The sequence below is a fragment of the Actinorhabdospora filicis genome (assembly GCF_030269765.1).
Taxonomy (GTDB): Bacteria; Actinomycetota; Actinomycetes; order Mycobacteriales; family Micromonosporaceae; genus Actinorhabdospora; species Actinorhabdospora filicis.
In genome coordinates this window covers 427,528-442,064 of record NZ_BSTX01000003.1, presented here as the reverse complement: position 1 = coordinate 442,064, position 14,537 = coordinate 427,528, and the positions used below count along the sequence as shown (strand labels likewise).

At 73.3% G+C, this 14,537-nt stretch carries 14 protein-coding genes; 8 read left to right on the top strand and 6 right to left on the bottom strand.

Features of this window, described 5'->3' with window-relative positions:
- The first annotated feature begins 13 nt into the window (after positions 1–13).
- Together QSK10_RS22295 and QSK10_RS22290 are read left to right on the top strand one after the other, a co-directional pair.
- On the top strand, positions 14–388 hold the full coding sequence (locus QSK10_RS22295) for a nuclear transport factor 2 family protein (RefSeq protein ID WP_285664875.1): 375 nt from the start codon (positions 14–16) through the stop codon (positions 386–388).
- Positions 389–450: 62 nt separating this feature from the next.
- Positions 451–2,994, top strand: coding sequence for a helix-turn-helix transcriptional regulator (locus tag QSK10_RS22290; protein ID WP_285664874.1), 2,544 nt, complete (start codon positions 451–453; stop codon positions 2,992–2,994).
- On the opposite strand, the gene QSK10_RS22285 is transcribed toward QSK10_RS22290, so the two are convergent.
- The 4 genes from QSK10_RS22285 to QSK10_RS22270 all read right to left on the bottom strand — a co-directional run bounded on the left by QSK10_RS22285 (position 2,987) and on the right by QSK10_RS22270 (position 8,063).
- Entirely contained in the window at positions 2,987–3,478 is a 492-nt protein-coding gene (locus QSK10_RS22285; protein ID WP_285664873.1) for a GNAT family N-acetyltransferase, read from the bottom strand. The two genes, QSK10_RS22290 and QSK10_RS22285, sit on opposite strands and share 8 nt — an antisense overlap.
- Positions 3,479–3,533: 55 nt before the next feature.
- Positions 3,534–6,638: a S8 family peptidase gene (locus QSK10_RS22280; protein WP_285664872.1), complete on the bottom strand. Its 3,105-nt coding sequence runs from the start codon at positions 6,636–6,638 to the stop codon at positions 3,534–3,536.
- 83 nt (positions 6,639–6,721) lie between these two features.
- Positions 6,722–7,771, bottom strand: coding sequence for an NAD(P)-dependent alcohol dehydrogenase (locus QSK10_RS22275; protein WP_285664871.1), 1,050 nt, complete (start codon positions 7,769–7,771; stop codon positions 6,722–6,724).
- Between the two features lie 82 nt (positions 7,772–7,853).
- On the bottom strand, positions 7,854–8,063 hold the full coding sequence (locus QSK10_RS22270) for a heavy-metal-associated domain-containing protein (protein ID WP_285664870.1): 210 nt from the start codon (positions 8,061–8,063) through the stop codon (positions 7,854–7,856).
- Positions 8,064–8,160: 97 nt separating this feature from the next.
- On the opposite strand from QSK10_RS22270, the gene QSK10_RS22265 reads away from it, so the two are divergent.
- The 5 genes from QSK10_RS22265 (at position 8,161) to QSK10_RS22245 (ending at position 12,234) form a co-directional block, all read left to right on the top strand.
- The gene (locus tag QSK10_RS22265; RefSeq protein ID WP_285664869.1) at positions 8,161–8,793 is read left to right on the top strand and encodes a hypothetical protein; all 633 of its coding nucleotides are present in this window, start codon (positions 8,161–8,163) and stop codon (positions 8,791–8,793) included.
- 25 nt (positions 8,794–8,818) lie between these two features.
- Complete coding sequence (locus QSK10_RS22260; RefSeq protein WP_285665402.1) at positions 8,819–9,859, top strand: aminotransferase class V-fold PLP-dependent enzyme; 1,041 nt, start codon at positions 8,819–8,821, stop codon at positions 9,857–9,859.
- A gap of 66 nt (positions 9,860–9,925) precedes the next feature.
- Entirely contained in the window at positions 9,926–10,408 is a 483-nt protein-coding gene (locus QSK10_RS22255) for a SigE family RNA polymerase sigma factor (RefSeq protein WP_285664868.1), read from the top strand.
- Positions 10,409–10,419: 11 nt separating this feature from the next.
- Entirely contained in the window at positions 10,420–11,475 is a 1,056-nt protein-coding gene (locus QSK10_RS22250) for a hypothetical protein (protein WP_285664867.1), read from the top strand.
- 123 nt (positions 11,476–11,598) lie between these two features.
- Entirely contained in the window at positions 11,599–12,234 is a 636-nt protein-coding gene (locus QSK10_RS22245) for a hypothetical protein (protein WP_285664866.1), read from the top strand.
- 1 nt (position 12,235) lies between these two features.
- On the opposite strand, the gene QSK10_RS22240 is transcribed toward QSK10_RS22245, so the two are convergent.
- Complete coding sequence (locus QSK10_RS22240) at positions 12,236–12,841, bottom strand: GNAT family N-acetyltransferase (protein ID WP_285664865.1); 606 nt, start codon at positions 12,839–12,841, stop codon at positions 12,236–12,238.
- A gap of 167 nt (positions 12,842–13,008) precedes the next feature.
- On the opposite strand from QSK10_RS22240, the gene QSK10_RS22235 reads away from it, so the two are divergent.
- Positions 13,009–13,170: a hypothetical protein gene (locus QSK10_RS22235; RefSeq protein ID WP_285664864.1), complete on the top strand. Its 162-nt coding sequence runs from the start codon at positions 13,009–13,011 to the stop codon at positions 13,168–13,170.
- A gap of 357 nt (positions 13,171–13,527) precedes the next feature.
- On the opposite strand, the gene QSK10_RS22230 is transcribed toward QSK10_RS22235, so the two are convergent.
- Positions 13,528–14,535, bottom strand: coding sequence for a serine hydrolase (locus QSK10_RS22230; protein WP_285664863.1), 1,008 nt, complete (start codon positions 14,533–14,535; stop codon positions 13,528–13,530).
- Positions 14,536–14,537 lie beyond the last annotated feature (2 nt).

Here is a 14,537-nt window from a genome sequence, read left to right as displayed (position 1 = left end):
CTGAGGAGCGAAGATGTCGATCGACAACCGCGTGAACGCCGAGACCGTCGCCGCCAACTACATCGCCGTCTGGAACGAGACCGACGCCGGGGCCCGCCGCAAGCTCATCGAGGAGACCTGGGTCGCCGAGGGCACCTACGTCGACCCGATGGCCGAGCTGGCCGGTCACGACCAGATCGACGCGGGCATCGCCGGGGTGCAGGAGGCCTTCGCGGGCCTGGTCTTCACCCTCGGTCCCGTCGACGCCCACCACGACGTCGCCCGCTTCACCTGGAACCTGGGCCTGCCCGGCGCCGAGCCGATCGTGATCGGCTTCGACGTGATCACCATCGCCGAGGACGGCCGGATCAAGAACGTCCTGGGCTTCCTGGACAAGGTCCCCGCCTAGTCACCCCACCCCTTCACGGCCCGGACCGCGCACGCGGTCCGGGCCGAAGTACTTTTGCGATCATGCTGTACGGACGGGCGGCGGAGGTCGCGGCGATCGGTGAGTTCCTGGCCGGTGAGCACGGGCGCGTCCTGGTGCTCCGCGGCGAGGACGGCATCGGCAAGACCGCGCTGATCGAGCACGCCGTCGCGCGGGCCACCGAGGCGACGGTGCTGCGCTGCCGGGGCGCGATGTTCGAGGCGATGCTGCCCTACTCGGGCCTGACGATGCTGCTGCGCGACCTCATGGGCGGCCTCGACGGCCTGCCCGCGCCCCAGCGGACCGCGCTCGCGGTCGCCTTCGGGCTGGAGGCCGGGCCGCCCCCGGAGGCCATGTTCATCGGGCTGGCGGTGCTGACGCTGCTGGCCGAGGCGGCGGCCGAGCGGCCGGTGCTGATCGTCGTCGACGACGCCGAGTGGTGGGACCCCGACTCCAGCGCCGCGCTGCTGTTCGCCGTCCGGCGCATGAGCGCCGAGAACGTCGCGCTGCTGATGGCCACCGAGCGGCCCGACATCGCCGCCGGGTTCGGCGAGCTGATCCTGGAGCGCCTCTCCCCCGTGGACGCCGCCGCGCTGCTGGACGCGCACGCCGAGCTCTCCCCCGGGCTGCGCTACCGCGTCCTGACCGAGGCGCGCGGCAACCCCCTGGCACTGCTGGAGCTGCCGAGGGTGGTGACCGGTGAGGACGCCATCGAGCTCAAGGGCCGCCTGGCGCGCGTTTTCGCCACGCCCGTGCCCGAGGAGGCGCGGCTGGTGCTGCTGGTCGCCGCGCGCGGCGCCCGGCCCGAGCTCGTCGCCCGCGCCGCCGAGGCGATGGGCGCGGGGCCGGCGAACCTGGCCGCCGCCCGCGCGACCGGGCTGCTCACCGACCGCATGGAGCTGCGGCATCCGCTGGTGCGGCACGCCATCCCGTCCACGGCCGCCGAGGACCACGAGGCGCACCGCGCGATCGCCGAGGTGTCCACCGATCCCGACGAGCGCGCCTACCACCGCGGGATGGCCGACCTCGGTCACCGCGAGGACGTGGCCGCCGAACTGGAGGCCGCCGCCGGGCGCGTCGCGGCGAGGGGCGCGCTGGCCAGCGCCCGCACCTACTACATCGCCGCCGCCGAACGCTCCCCCGACCGGGACGCGGCCAACCGGCGGAACCTGAGCGCGGCCGAGCTGGACCTGGCCGCCGGGCGGCACGACATCGCCGAGGGCGACCTGGCGCGGATGATGCCGCCGTACCCGCCGGAGGTGCGGGCGCGGGTGACCGGGGTCCGGGCCGCGATCGCGATGCTGAACGGCGATTCCACGCGGTCCTTCGCGATGGCAATGGAGGAGACCGCGCGGCCCGACACCCCACCGGAGGCCGCCTCGCTGCTGATGTGCGCGCTGATGGCGGCCTGGTACAGCGGCGAGGACGCGCTGGCCGCGCTCGGCGAGCGGCTGGCGGGGGTCCCGGGCGCCGACGCGGAGTTCGTCTCGGCGGCCCTGCGCGGGCGGGTCGGCTCGCTGCCGGAGGCGGTCGCGGCGGCCGGGGACATCGCGGTGGCGCGGCTGCTGATCATGTGCGGGATCGGGCTGACGACTGGCCAGGACGCCGAGGCGCGGGTGATCATCACCGGGCTGCTGGAGCGGATCCGGGCCGAGGGCGCGGCGGGGCTGCTGCCGACCGCGCTGTTCTTCCTCGCCGAGGCCGACGTCTTCGCCGGTCGCCACGAGGAGGCCCGGGCGGGCGCGGACGAGGCGCGGCGGCTGGCCCGCGACACCGGGCAGCGCCACTGGGAGGGCCAGTTCGCCGCACTGGGCGCGTACCTGGCCGGGATCCAGGGGCGCGAGGAGGAGTGCCGGCGGCTGTCGGCGCTGGTCTTCGGGCTGCCGGGCGAGCCGGGCGGGGCGTGGGCGCGGGCCGGGCTGGCGCGGCTGCACCTGGGCGCGGGGCGGCCCGGGGAGGCGTTCGCGGAGCTGGACGGCGTCGTCCACCGGCCGGAGCTGTGCATGCTGCGGGCGGTGCCGGACCTGGCCGAGGCGGCGGTGCGGCTCGGTGAGCCGGAGCGCGCGGCCGGTGCGGTGGCGTTCTTCGAGGCGTGGGCGGGCGCGGTGGACCGGGCGTGGGCGTGGGCTCTGGTGGAGCGGTGCCGGGCGCTGCTGGCGGGCGAGCCCGAGGCGCACTATCTGGCGGCGCTGGACTGGCATGGGAAGGACCGGCGGGCCGGTGAGGAGGCGCGGACGCTGCTGCTCTACGGGGAGTGGCTGCGGCGGGCCAAGCGCAAGGGCGACGCGCGGGAGCGGCTGACGGCGGCGCTGGAGATCTTCGAGCGCCAGGGCGCCGAGCCGTGGGCGCGTCGCGCCCGGGAGGAGCTGACCGCGACGGGGGCGGCGGTGCCGTCGACGGCGCCGGACCCGCTGGCGGGGCTCACCCCGCAGGAGTCGCGGATCGTCCGGCTGGCCGCCGAGGGACTGTCCAACAAGGACATCGCCGCGACCCTGTTCCTGAGCCCGCGCACCGTCGGGTACCACCTGTACAAGGCGTATCCGAAGCTCGGGGTGCTGTCGCGGGGTGAGCTGGCGGGCGCTATTTGACGGCGACGCGCCAGTCGTTGCACACGATCGGGTTGCCGACGGGGTACTCGAAGTCGCATTCGCCCATGAGCTCGAAACCGGCCTTGCGGCAGATGGCGTTGGACGCGGGGTGGTCGACCTTGGGGTAGGCGTGCAGCCAGGCGCGGTCGCCGTGCTCGCGGGCGTGCTCGACGGCGAGTTTCGCCGCGCTGGTGGCGTAACCCTTGCCCTGGTGGGTGGGCAGGACGCCCCACCCGGCCTCGTAGACCGGCTCGCCGTGCCATTCGCGCACCCAGTAGCCGACGGTGCCGACGGGCTCGCCGCCGTCGAGGACGACGAACATGCCGCCGCCACCGGCGAAGCCGTCGGGGTCGGTGTAGCGGCGGTGGCGGTCGGCGAGCTTTTCGGGCGTCTCCGGGCCGCCGAGCTTGGCGGTCATCTCGGGGGTGTTCTTGGCTTCCAGGAGCCAGAAGTCGCCCTCGGCGTATCGGCGCAGGGTCATCATGATCCCGAAGGTACCCGCGGGGTCCGACAAGCATCGGGCCCCGCGGGCGAGGCGGCTATCGGACGGCGAAGGAGCCGATGACGGTGCCGGTGTAGGTTCCGCCGCCGGAGTCGGCCGCGGTGACGCGGACCGAGACGAGATGCTCGCCGCCGGGGTGGAACAGGACGGCGAGCCCGGTGTCGCCCAGGCGCGCGACGGGGACGGGACGCCAGGTGGCGCCGCCGTCGTAGGAGGTCTCCAGGGTGAGGGCGGTGGTGACCGCGCTCGACTGCCGGGACGCCTTGAGGACGAGCAGTTGCGGCCGGTTCGCCGGGGCGGTCCCGTCCACGACCTGCGGGGACGTGAGGCCGACCGACATCAGGGGCGCGGGCCCGGCCTCGGGCGCCTGGACGGTCCAGGTGGCGCTGGCGGCCGTCCCGATCGGCAGGCCCGCCAGGTCGCGGGTGGCCGAGCAGGACAGGGTGAACTCCCGGACACCGGGTGGCACCTGGGCGTCCAGGACGCAGGGCGCCTCGGAGCTCGCGCTTCCGCCGGGCCAGGAGAGGGTGGTCGTGCCCAGCTGCCCGGAGTGGCCGGTGCGGATCCGGGGATCGGGTCCGGCCAGCAGCGGCACCGACACCGTGACGCCGTCGGGCCCGCGCACCAGGCCGCCGCCGGTGGGGACCATCGGGGCGAGCGGTGCGGCGTGCCAGTTGACGGTGGTGCGTCCGCGTTCGCGGTGCCCCTCGCGCGTCTCGAAGACGTCGTCGCCGTAGAAGACGTCATCGGAGGCGAGCCAGGTGACGGCCGGGTCGGCGGTGAACAGTTCGGTGCGGCGCATGGGCAGCGGGTGTTCGGTGTAGACCCCGAAGTTGCCGCCGGTGGGGGTGGCCGCGGCGGTGAGGTTCAGCGCGGTCTCGGGTTCGCCGACACGGTGGTAGGTGCTCTCCTCGATCGCCAGGTCGCGGTCGCGGACGCGGTGGGCGCCGGTGTCGGGCATGCGTCCGGTCGTCTCGAACATGAGGTGGTAGGCGTAGCCGGGGCCGGTGACGGTCGGGCTGTAGCCGAAGGTGAGTCCGGGGATCGGGGCGGAGGGGATGACGCGCATCTCCTCGTCCCCGGTGGTGAACATGCCGAATCCGTCGGTGTGCCCACCGGGCGGGGTGACGGTCATGAGCCCGTGCGCCTCCAGGATCGTGCCTCCGGGGCGATCGACGGCGACGGACTGGACGACCGCGCGGGCGGCGTCCCAGGTGTACGAGGTGTCGGCGGTGACCGAGAGGTCGGCGGACATGAAGGTGAGGTGCTCGAAACCGTCCTCCGAGAGGCGGTAGCCCATGGCGATGACGACCTGGTGGCCTTCGGGGACCAGGGCGGTCACGGTGCTCTCCCCGTCGGCCTCGACCTCGGTCCGGGTGCCGTCGTCGCCGACGAGCCACGCGCCGAACCCGTCGAGTTCGCCGCCCTCGTAGCGCAGGGTGACCTGGTGGGTCATCTGCTCGACGTAGGTGCTGAACGGGGTCCGCAGCACCGTGTCACCGCTGGTCGCGGTGACCACGCCGCTATAGACGCCCGGCGGGAGGCCGGTGCGGGGGTGGAGGGTGAGCGAGGCCGGGACGGTCTCCCCGGCGGGGACGGTCGCGGTCTCCTGGTCGAGGGTGAAAAGGCCGGCCGGTGCGGGCGTCCCGTCGGCGGCGGTGGCCGTCAGGGACAGCGACAGGGTGACCGGCGCGTCGGTGCCGTTGGCGTAGCCGACGCGGCGGGTCAGCGGCCCGTCGCCGGGTCCCGGGACGCCGAAGCCGATGGTGGCGACGGTGGCCTGGACGTCCTGGAGGGCGGCCCGGGCGGCGTCGAGCCGTCCGGCGCCCACGGTGTTCACCGGGTAGGGCAGCGGCTGCGCCGAACCGACGAGGGCGGCCTTGATCAGCTGCCCGTCCCAGTCGGGGTGCGCCTGGTGGACCAGGGCGGCGGCCCCGGCGACGTGCGGCGCGGCCATCGAGGTACCGGATCGGGCGATGTAGGGTCCGCCGGCGCCTCCCGCGCGCGCCGCGGTGATGTCCTCGCCCGGGGCGGTGATCTCGGGTTTGACCGCGTGGTCGGTGATCCGGTCGCGGTTGGAGAAGACGCTGAGCCGGTCCCGCTTGTCGACGCTGCCGACGGCCAGGGCCAGGTCGGCGGCGGCCGGTGCGCTCACCTCGCTGTTGGGGCCCTCGTTCCCGGCGGCCACCACGAACAGGGTGCCGGTGGACTTGCTCAGCGCGTTGACCGCCGTCGAGAGCGAGTCGGTTCCGTCGGAGGGACGGCCCCCGCCGAGGCTGATGTTGATGACGGGCGCGCGTGGCGCCGCCCATTCCATCCCCGCGATGATGTCGCTCTCGCGGCAGTACTCCGCTCCGCAGACCTTGCCGATGAGCAGCCCGGTCCCCGGTGCGACGCCCCGGTACTTCCCGTTCGAGGCCGCGCCGGTCCCGGCGATCGTGGAGGCCACGTGCGTCCCGTGACCGCCCGCGTCGCCGGTGCCCTCGGGCGAGCCGGTGAAGTCCCTCGCCTCGATGACGCGCCCGGCGAGATCGGGGTGCGCGGCGTCGTAGCCGGTGTCCAGGACCGCCACGGTCACGCCGGTGCCGTCGTATCCGGCCGCCCACGCCTCGGGGGCGCGGACCTGCGGGACGCTTTCGGCGAGCGCCGGTGTGTAGCGCGCGTCGAGCCAGATCTTGTGGTCGCCGGTGAGCCCGGTCCAGAAGCGGCCGGGGTCGCCGGGGGTGACGGCGACGGCGTCGATGCTGGTGAGGTGGCGTCCGGTGGCGGTTCCGGACTCGATGATGAGGGGCAGGGCGGGTTCTCCGCCGAAGCCCTGGCGGGTGAGGTCGGTGACGTCGAAGAGGCGTTCGTCCAGGAGGCCTCTGGCGAGTGGGCGCTCGGCGTCGCCGGGGATGACGTAGGTGTCGCCGTCGCGGGTGTAGTGGCGGTAGTGGACGCGGTCGCGGCCGGGTCCGCGCCGGACGGCGATGCCGCCGCCGGGCAGGACGTGGACGGTGTCACCGGTGATGAGGGTGATGCCTGGCGTGTTGCGGGCGGTGGTGTCGGGTAACTCGGGTGAGCTGGCCGAGACGGGGTTGGGCGCGACGATCAGCGCGAGCAGGGTCGCCGCGGCCGTCAGGGCCGATAAGCGGTTCCTCATGCGGGTTCCTCCCGGAGGGGGTGGCACGCCGCGTTGTCGCGGCGTCGCCTGTGACGACGCCGCGACCGGAGGGGAGGTTGGGTTCAGGCGGTGATCGTGGCCGTGTCGATGACGAATCGATACCGGACGTCGCTGGCCATCACGCGCTCGTAGGCCTCGTTGATGTAGTCGGCGGCGATGAGTTCGATGTCGCTGACGACGCCGTGCTCGGCGCAGAAGTCGAGCATCTCCTGGGTCTCGGCGATGCCGCCGATCATCGAGCCGGCCAGGCTCTTGCGGCCGCCGACGAGGGCGCCCATGTTGACCGGGAGCGGCTCGGGGGGCAGGCCGAGGGCGACGAGGGTCCCGTTGATCTTGAGGAGGCCGAGGTAGGCGTTCACGTCGACGGGGGCGGAGACGGTGTTGAGGATGAGGTCGAAGGTGCCGCGCAGGTCCTTGAAGACGGTGCCGTCGGCGGTGGCGCGGAAGTGGTCGGCGCCCAGGCGGGCGGCGTCGTCCTTCTTGCGGTCGGTCTGGCTCAGGACGGTGACCTCGGCACCCATGGCGCGGGCGAGTTTGACGCCGACGTGGCCGAGTCCGCCGAGGCCGACGATGGCGACCTTCTTGCCGGGACCGGCGTTCCAGTGCCGCAGCGGGGAGTAGAGGGTGATGCCGGCGCAGAGCAGGGGCGCGGCGGCGGCGAGGTCGAGTCCGGCGGGGACGCGCAGGGCGTGGTCGGCGTCGACGACGATGTGGGTGCTGTAGCCGCCGTAGGTGGGCTCGCCGTCGCGTCCGGTGGAGTTGTAGGTGGCCACGCCGTTGCGGCAGTACTGGTCGAGTCCGGCCAGGCAGGCCTCGCACTCGCGGCAGGAGTCGACGAAGCAGCCCACACCGGCGAGGTCGCCGACGGCGTGGCGGGTGACCTCGGCGCCGATCTCGGTGATCACGCCGACGATCTCGTGGCCGGGGACCATCGGGTAGGTGCCGCGGCCCCACTCGTCACGGACCTGGTGGATGTCGCTGTGGCAGATCCCGGAGTACCTGATCTCGATGAGCACGTCATTGGGGCCGAGCGGGCGGCGCGGGACGTCCGTCGGCTCCAGCGGGGCCTTCGGCGCGGGCGCGGCGTAGGCGCGGACTGTGGTGACGCTCATGGGGGTGCTCCCGGGGGTCGGGGATCTGACGCGGCGAGACTACTCCCGCCGGCCGTGGCCCGCCGCGCCCGTGAGAGATGTCTCAGACGCGCCCGGCGAGCTCGTATCCGGCCTCGTCGACGGCGGCGCGGACGGCGGCGTCGTCGAGGGCCTCGCCGGTGACGGTGACGTGCCCGCTGGTCAGGTCGACCTTGACCTCGCCGACCCCGTCGATGGCGCCGACCTCCTCGGTGACGGCCTTCTCGCAGTGGCCGCAGGTCATGCCGTTGACCTGGTACGTGACGGTCTCCATGACGCCCCTTTCGGATACTGGGTACGGGTACCGGGTCGAATCTACCTCGCGGGGAAAGGGGTGGCGGGAAGGGTGGGCGGTCGCCGATGATGCGCCCGTGATCAACACCCATGTCAGCAACAACGCCGCGTGGTGCGCTGCCATGTGCCGCGCCCACGGGATCGCCACGAGTGAGGACGGGCGGGTGTGGCGCAGTCCGGTGCGGACGCCGCTGTACTACCCCGACGCGGTGACCCTCGTTCCCGGGCTGTCGGCCGCGGCCGTCCTGGACGGCGTCGACGCCGGTCCGGGGGCCTCGGTGAAGGACTCCTTCGCCGACCTGGACCTGTCCGGGCACGGCTTCTCGGTGCTGTTCGAGGCGAGCTGGATCCGGCGTGAGCCGGGCCCGTCGGCCGCGGCCGAGTGGAGCCTCGTGGACACCGACGGTGGTCTCGCCGCGTGGGAGGAGGGCTGGGGCGGGGCGAGCGGCCTGTTCGTCCCGGCGCTGCTGGCCGAGCCGGAGGTCCGGATCGTGCGGACGCCCGGCGGCGGCGCGGTCCTCAACCGCACCGGTGACGTGGTGGGGGTGTCGAACGTCCACGGGGACGCCTGGCCCGGCGCGATCGCCGCCGCGCGCGAGCTCTTCGGTGAGCTGCCCCTGGTCGGCTACGAGTCCGGGGACGACGTGGCGCCCGCGCTCGCCGCCGGTTTCGCCGTCGCCGGGCCACTGCGGGTGTGGCTGCGCGCCTGAACGGGATAGCGTCCGGGGAATGACCATGACGTTCGAGGAAGCGCGTGCCCTGTTCACTCCCGAGACGGTCTATCTGAACAGCGCGACCTACGGCCTCGCTCCGCGCACCGCGAGCGAGGCCCTGGCCGCGCATGAGAACGAGCGGCGCGGCGGGCGGTTCTCCGTCCCGCCGGTCGACGCGCTCGTCGCCGGTTGCCGGGAGAACTTCGCGCGGCTGATCGGGGTGCCCGCCGATCAGGTGGCGATGGGTTCGCACGCCTCGCCGCTGATCGGGCTCGTGGCGGCCTCGCTGCCCGATGACGCGGTGGTGCTGGCGGCCGAGGAGGAGTTCAACTCGCTGCTGTTCCCGTTCCTGGTGGCGCGGGCGCGCGGGGTGACCGTGCGCGTGGTCCCCCTGGAGCGGCTGGCCGACTCGCTGACCGGGGACGTGACGATGGTGGCCGTCTCGGCCGCGCAGTCCTCCGACGGGCGGGTCGCGCCCTTCGCCGCGCTCGCCGAGGCGCGGGCCCGGTTCGGCACGCGGATCCTGGTGGACGCCACGCAGGCCGCCGGGTGGCTGCCGCTGCCCGTCGGCGATCTCGACTACGTCATCGCCGCCGGGTACAAGTGGCTGCTGGCCCCGCGCGGGACCGCCTACCTGTGGGGCACGCCGGAGGCGCTGGCGCGGGTCACGCCGACCCAGTCGGGCTGGTACGCCGGGGACGACCCGTGGCAGTCGCTCTACGGGCCGCCGCTGCGGCTGGCGCCCGACGCGCGGCGCTTCGACCTGTCCCCGATCTGGCCGGCGATCATCGGCGGCGCGCCCGCCCTGGACCTGCTGGCCGCGCTCGGTGTGGACCGGATCCACGCGCACAACCTGGGGCTGGCCAACGCGTTCCGGGAGGGGCTGGGGCTGGCGGCGTCCGACTCGGCGATCGTGTCGGTGCCGGTCGCCGAGGACGTCCCCGGCCGGTTGCGGGAGGCCGGTGTCGTGGCGGTGCAGCGGGACGGGCGGATGCGCTTCTCGTTCCACCTGTACAACACCGAGTCCGATGTGGAGACCGCGCTGAAGGCCGTGCGCGGGTAAACACTCCGGCCGCCCCACCGCGTGACAGTGGCGCCAGCGCGGAACGAAGAAGACGGGGAGCGCGCCTTGAGCTCATTCGACGAATACGTCCGGGCACGTGGGAGTGGACTACTGCGGTTCGCCTACCTGCTGTGCCAGGACCGGCATCTCGCCGAAGACCTGACCCAGGAGGCTCTGGCGCGCTGCCACCGCTCGTGGAAGCGCGTGTCCAACGCCGGTGATCCCGACGCGTACGTGCGAAAGGCGGTGCTGCGGCAGTTCCTGTCGTGGCGGCGCCGCAAGAGCGCGATGGAGAAGATCACCGCGGACATGACCGCCCATGAGAGGTCGCTGGACGACGGCAGCGCGAGCCGTGCGGAAAGGAGCGTCCTCTGGACGCGCCTGGCCGCGCTGCCACGAAAGCAGCGGGCGGCCCTTGTGATGCGTTTCTACCTGGACCTGGACTACGCGGCGATATCGGCCCTGATGGGCTGCGCGGAGTCCACCGCCCGGGTGCACGTCCACAAGGGACTCGCCACGCTGCGGACCACCGATCTGGCCCACGTGTGATGGAGCGGAACATGGACATGAGAGACGAGAAGGACGGCGAGGAGCTGCGCGCGCTCTTCGACGGCCGAGCCGGGGAGGCGCCCGACGGGCACGCGCTCCTCGGGAACGTGCACCGGCGCAGCAGGCGGATGCTGCAGCGGCGCACCGGGATCACCGCCGGCGCGCTGGCGGTGCTGGCGGCCACGGGTGTGGTCGCGGTGCAGAACCTGGGCGGGGAAGGGACGTCGGTGGCGGCGGAGCCGTCGGCCTCCTCCTCGGCGGAGTACCCCTATTTCCTGAAGCTGATGCCGCCGCCCGGTGAGCTCACCAGCTTCCCCCTCTATCCCGGGAACCCGCTGGGCGACGAGGATTCGGTGCCCGAGGGGTTCGCCGGCGACTACTGGTACACCCTCGACGGGCGGGTCTACACCTTCGGGTTCCTGTACACCCCCCAGAACGGGGCGACCGACGAGCAGATCTACGGCGGCGCGTCCCCGGTGCGGTCCTCGCTGGTCTACGACACCGGCCCGGGCGTTTCCCTCACCGACGGTGAGGAGCTCACCATCCGGGGTGCGCCTGGCCGGATCAAGGTCACCGGCGACGACATCGTGCTCTCCTGGTCGGAGCTGGGCCGTGAGTGGCGGGTGCGCGCGCACCTGCTGTCCGTGGCGCAGGTCAAGCGTTTCACGGAGGGCCTGTACGAGGCGGGGCCCGGCGTCTTCTGCAACAGCAGCATCGGCACCATGCGCGAGTGGGGCCGTCCGGCGACCGACTCGCCCCCCGAGGGGGCGCGTGAGATCGACTTCTACGGAAAGAAGGGGTATCTGGTCGGCACCGAGGCCGACAGTGGATCGGCCCACGCGATCTACTTCACCGGCCGCGACGGCACTCCGATGATCGTCTCGCCACCGGAGGGCTTCTACGCCACCGATGACGAGCTGATCGGTGAGACGACGGTCAACCTGTGGCTCAGCTGCCACCTCGAACCGGCCGTCTACGGCGATCCCGGGCCGTGGGTGACGGGTGTCTCGCCCGGTGGTGACCCGGGCGGCGCGCACTCGGAGTTCCCGCTCATCCCCGGCAACTGACCACTCCTCCCTCCCCGGGGAACCGGCCGCGTGTCCGCGCGGCCGGTTCCCTTTTCGTGGAAACATTCCCCTTGACCCGTGCGTCCACTATGGAGAGAGAACGCACGAAAGGGGGTGCCGGCCATGGAGTACGGAATCGCCGCGGCCATCGCCGTCGCCGCCCTCGCCGCGATCGCCGCGCTGACGCGCGCGGCGGCGCGCAGGCGCGGGTGGGTGGCGGCGCGGCCGGGGCCGAGCGGGCTGAGCGGGACGCCGTGCGTCCTGCGCCTGGACGGCGGCAAGACCCTCACCGTCCACGCCAACGGTTTCGCCAAGACCTATCCCGGCGGCCACGGCACTGAATGGGCACTGTGGACACAGGTGGACGACGTGGAGGTGCTCGGCACGGGTGAGGCCGTGGCCGTGCAGCTCCTCGACGGGACGCGGATCTTCCTGTGCGGCGGCGAGCTGGCCGCCTTCGCCGCCGAGGCGCGGGAGATCGTGACACGGCTGCGGCTGAACGGGTTCCGCACGGCCGTCGCCGAAGGCGGCACGGTGACGGTGGGACGGCTGACCGCCGACGCCGCCGGGCTGCGGCGCGGGCGGCACGTCCTGCCGTGGGCGGTGGTCGAGGGCGTCGACGCCGACGGTGAGGGACGCGTCCGCTTCCGCACCGCCGAGGGCGCCGCCGGGTGGGCGGGCTTCCGCGCGCTGGGACCCCGGGACCGGGCGTTCCTGGCGCTGGCCCGTGAACTGGCCGGGCAGCGCGCGGACGCCTGAGCTACCAGCGCATCCCGAGATAGGTCAGGTTGCCCGGGTCGGGGACGTCGATGACGCCGAACCCGACCCGGTCGTAGAAGGCGCGCGCGGCGGTGTTCTCGGTGACCATCGCCAGATGCAGGCCGCTCACCCCCTTGGCCTTGAGCGCCGCCACCAGCGTGTCGATGAGGCGGCGGCCGTGACCGGCGCGCTGATGGCCGGGCAGCAGGTCGATGTGCAGGTGCGCGGGGTGGTCGGCGAGCTCGGGCAGGACCATGCGCTCGGGGGTGTGCAGCAGCTCGCGCATCATCTCGTCGCCGTCGCGCGGCTCGCCCGGCAGGCGCGGATAGCGCCCGGAGACGCGCGGCAGCCATTCCTGCCGGAACCGGCGGACGAAGCGCGCGGTGTCGGCGGTGCCGACGATGTAGCCGACCGCGCGCCCGCCGTCGTCCACGACGAACGCGAGATCGGGATCAAGGACGACGTAGGGCACCGCGAAGATCTCCGGCAGCATGCCCGGATCGCGGTAGTGGGGACGCCCGTCACCGCCGAGGTGGACGGTGCTGACGCAGATGTCGCGCAGCTCCGGCTCGTCGGCGGGACGGTAGGGGCGGATGAAGGCGGTCATGCGGACATGGTGGCTTGAGAGCGCTCTCAGTGGGATCGGCCGATGGTGCCGGACCCGTTCGCCCGATTCATCCGTTACGTGAAGCCGGGAGGCGGGAGATCACGGCCGTCGATACCTTGGCCGGAACCATTCCCGGCCCGTCGGGCCGACGGACAAGGAGGTCACCCATGACCGCGATCAACAAGCTCGCCGACCGGCTGCTCGGCGTGCTCGCCCCCAAGGCGGAGGCGAGCGCGGAGACGTGCAGCCCCTACATCTGCGATCTCACCGACTGTTACTGGTACTGCTGTACCCAGCGCGGGTGCTACCGCTTCGACACCTGCTGCTGATCGTGCCCGGCCCACCCGGGCGGCATGACCGGGTGGGCCCCGGTCACCGCTCGCCGGGTCCCTCGAAGGCGGGGTGGGTGACGGCGAAGACGAACAGGCCGCCGGGGACGAGTGCCTCGACGCAGGCGCGCATGGCCGGGGGTTGGCGAGGTGGCGTTTGGCGAAGTCGCCGTCATCGGCCATGGCCTCGGCGATCTCGGGTGGCACGTGCTCCCATTGGGCGGCGGCCTTTTCGTTGGTCCACTGCATTCGGGTGAGGCTAGTGAGCTCGCCGGGGTTCATGACGGTGCAGAGGTGGACGTCGATGAGGTCGGCCTCCCGGACACTCGCGGCGTCCGGGAGGCCGACCTCGCCGTCTCAGCCGTTCGAGGGGTTGTAGGTGCGCGGCGGGTGGGGGTGGCCGGGCGCGCCGGTCAGCTTCTCCACGGTGGTGAAGAACGCGCGGCCCATGCGCGCCCGGGCCTCGATGAGCGGGTGGTTGCCGGTGTAGTCGGTGGTGTGCCCGGGGTGGAAGGCGTACATGGAGTAGCCGACGACGGGGGCGCCCGCGGCGTCGAAGATGACCCCGGCCTCGTGGCGGCCGTCGTTCTCCAGCCAGCCGGCCTTGGTGGCCACGCGGGCGCGTTCGGTGGTGCTCAGGTGGCGGCGGACGCCCTCGTGGAACGCGTCGGGGGAGGCCAGCACGCGCAGGAGGTGGTCGGAGGAGGCGCGGGAGACGATCTCGCCGCGCACCAGTCCCCGCCACACGCCGTGCATCTCGCGGGCGGTGGTGTCGCCGAGGTACCAGCGGCGGGAGTCGGGGATCGGCTCCACCTGCGTCCGGGCGAAGCCCTTGGCGGTGAGGAACGCGTTGACCTCGGCGGCGGTGACGACCTGGGAGCACAGGCGCGAGGAGGTGTCCTCGGAGATGCTCAGCAGCAGCGACAGCGCGTGCCCGAGGACGATCGTGCTGGGGTAGGCGCCGTCGAGGGGGATGACGCCGTCGCCGTCCCAGACGATGAAGGGGTCCTTGACGTCGACGGTGGCCGCCAGGCTCGCCAGTCCCTTGTCGACCCGGTCCAGGACGGCCAGCGCGACGGGCAGTTTGTTGGTGCTCAAGGCCGACACCACGACGTCGGACTTGTCGTCGACGGCGACCACGGGCACGCCGTCGGCGCCGGTGACGGTGATGTGGGCGTGCCAGGTGCCCCCGGCGCGCGCGGTCTCGCGGGCGTAGACGCGGGCGATCCGGCGGGCGGCGTCGGCGGCGGAGTACGCCGGGGCGGCGTCGTCCTCGGCGGCGGACGCGGGGGCGGCGGGCAGGGCGAGGCCGGTGGCGGCGGTGACGCCGAGACCCAGGACTCCGCGTCGCTTCATGGTGGTCATGC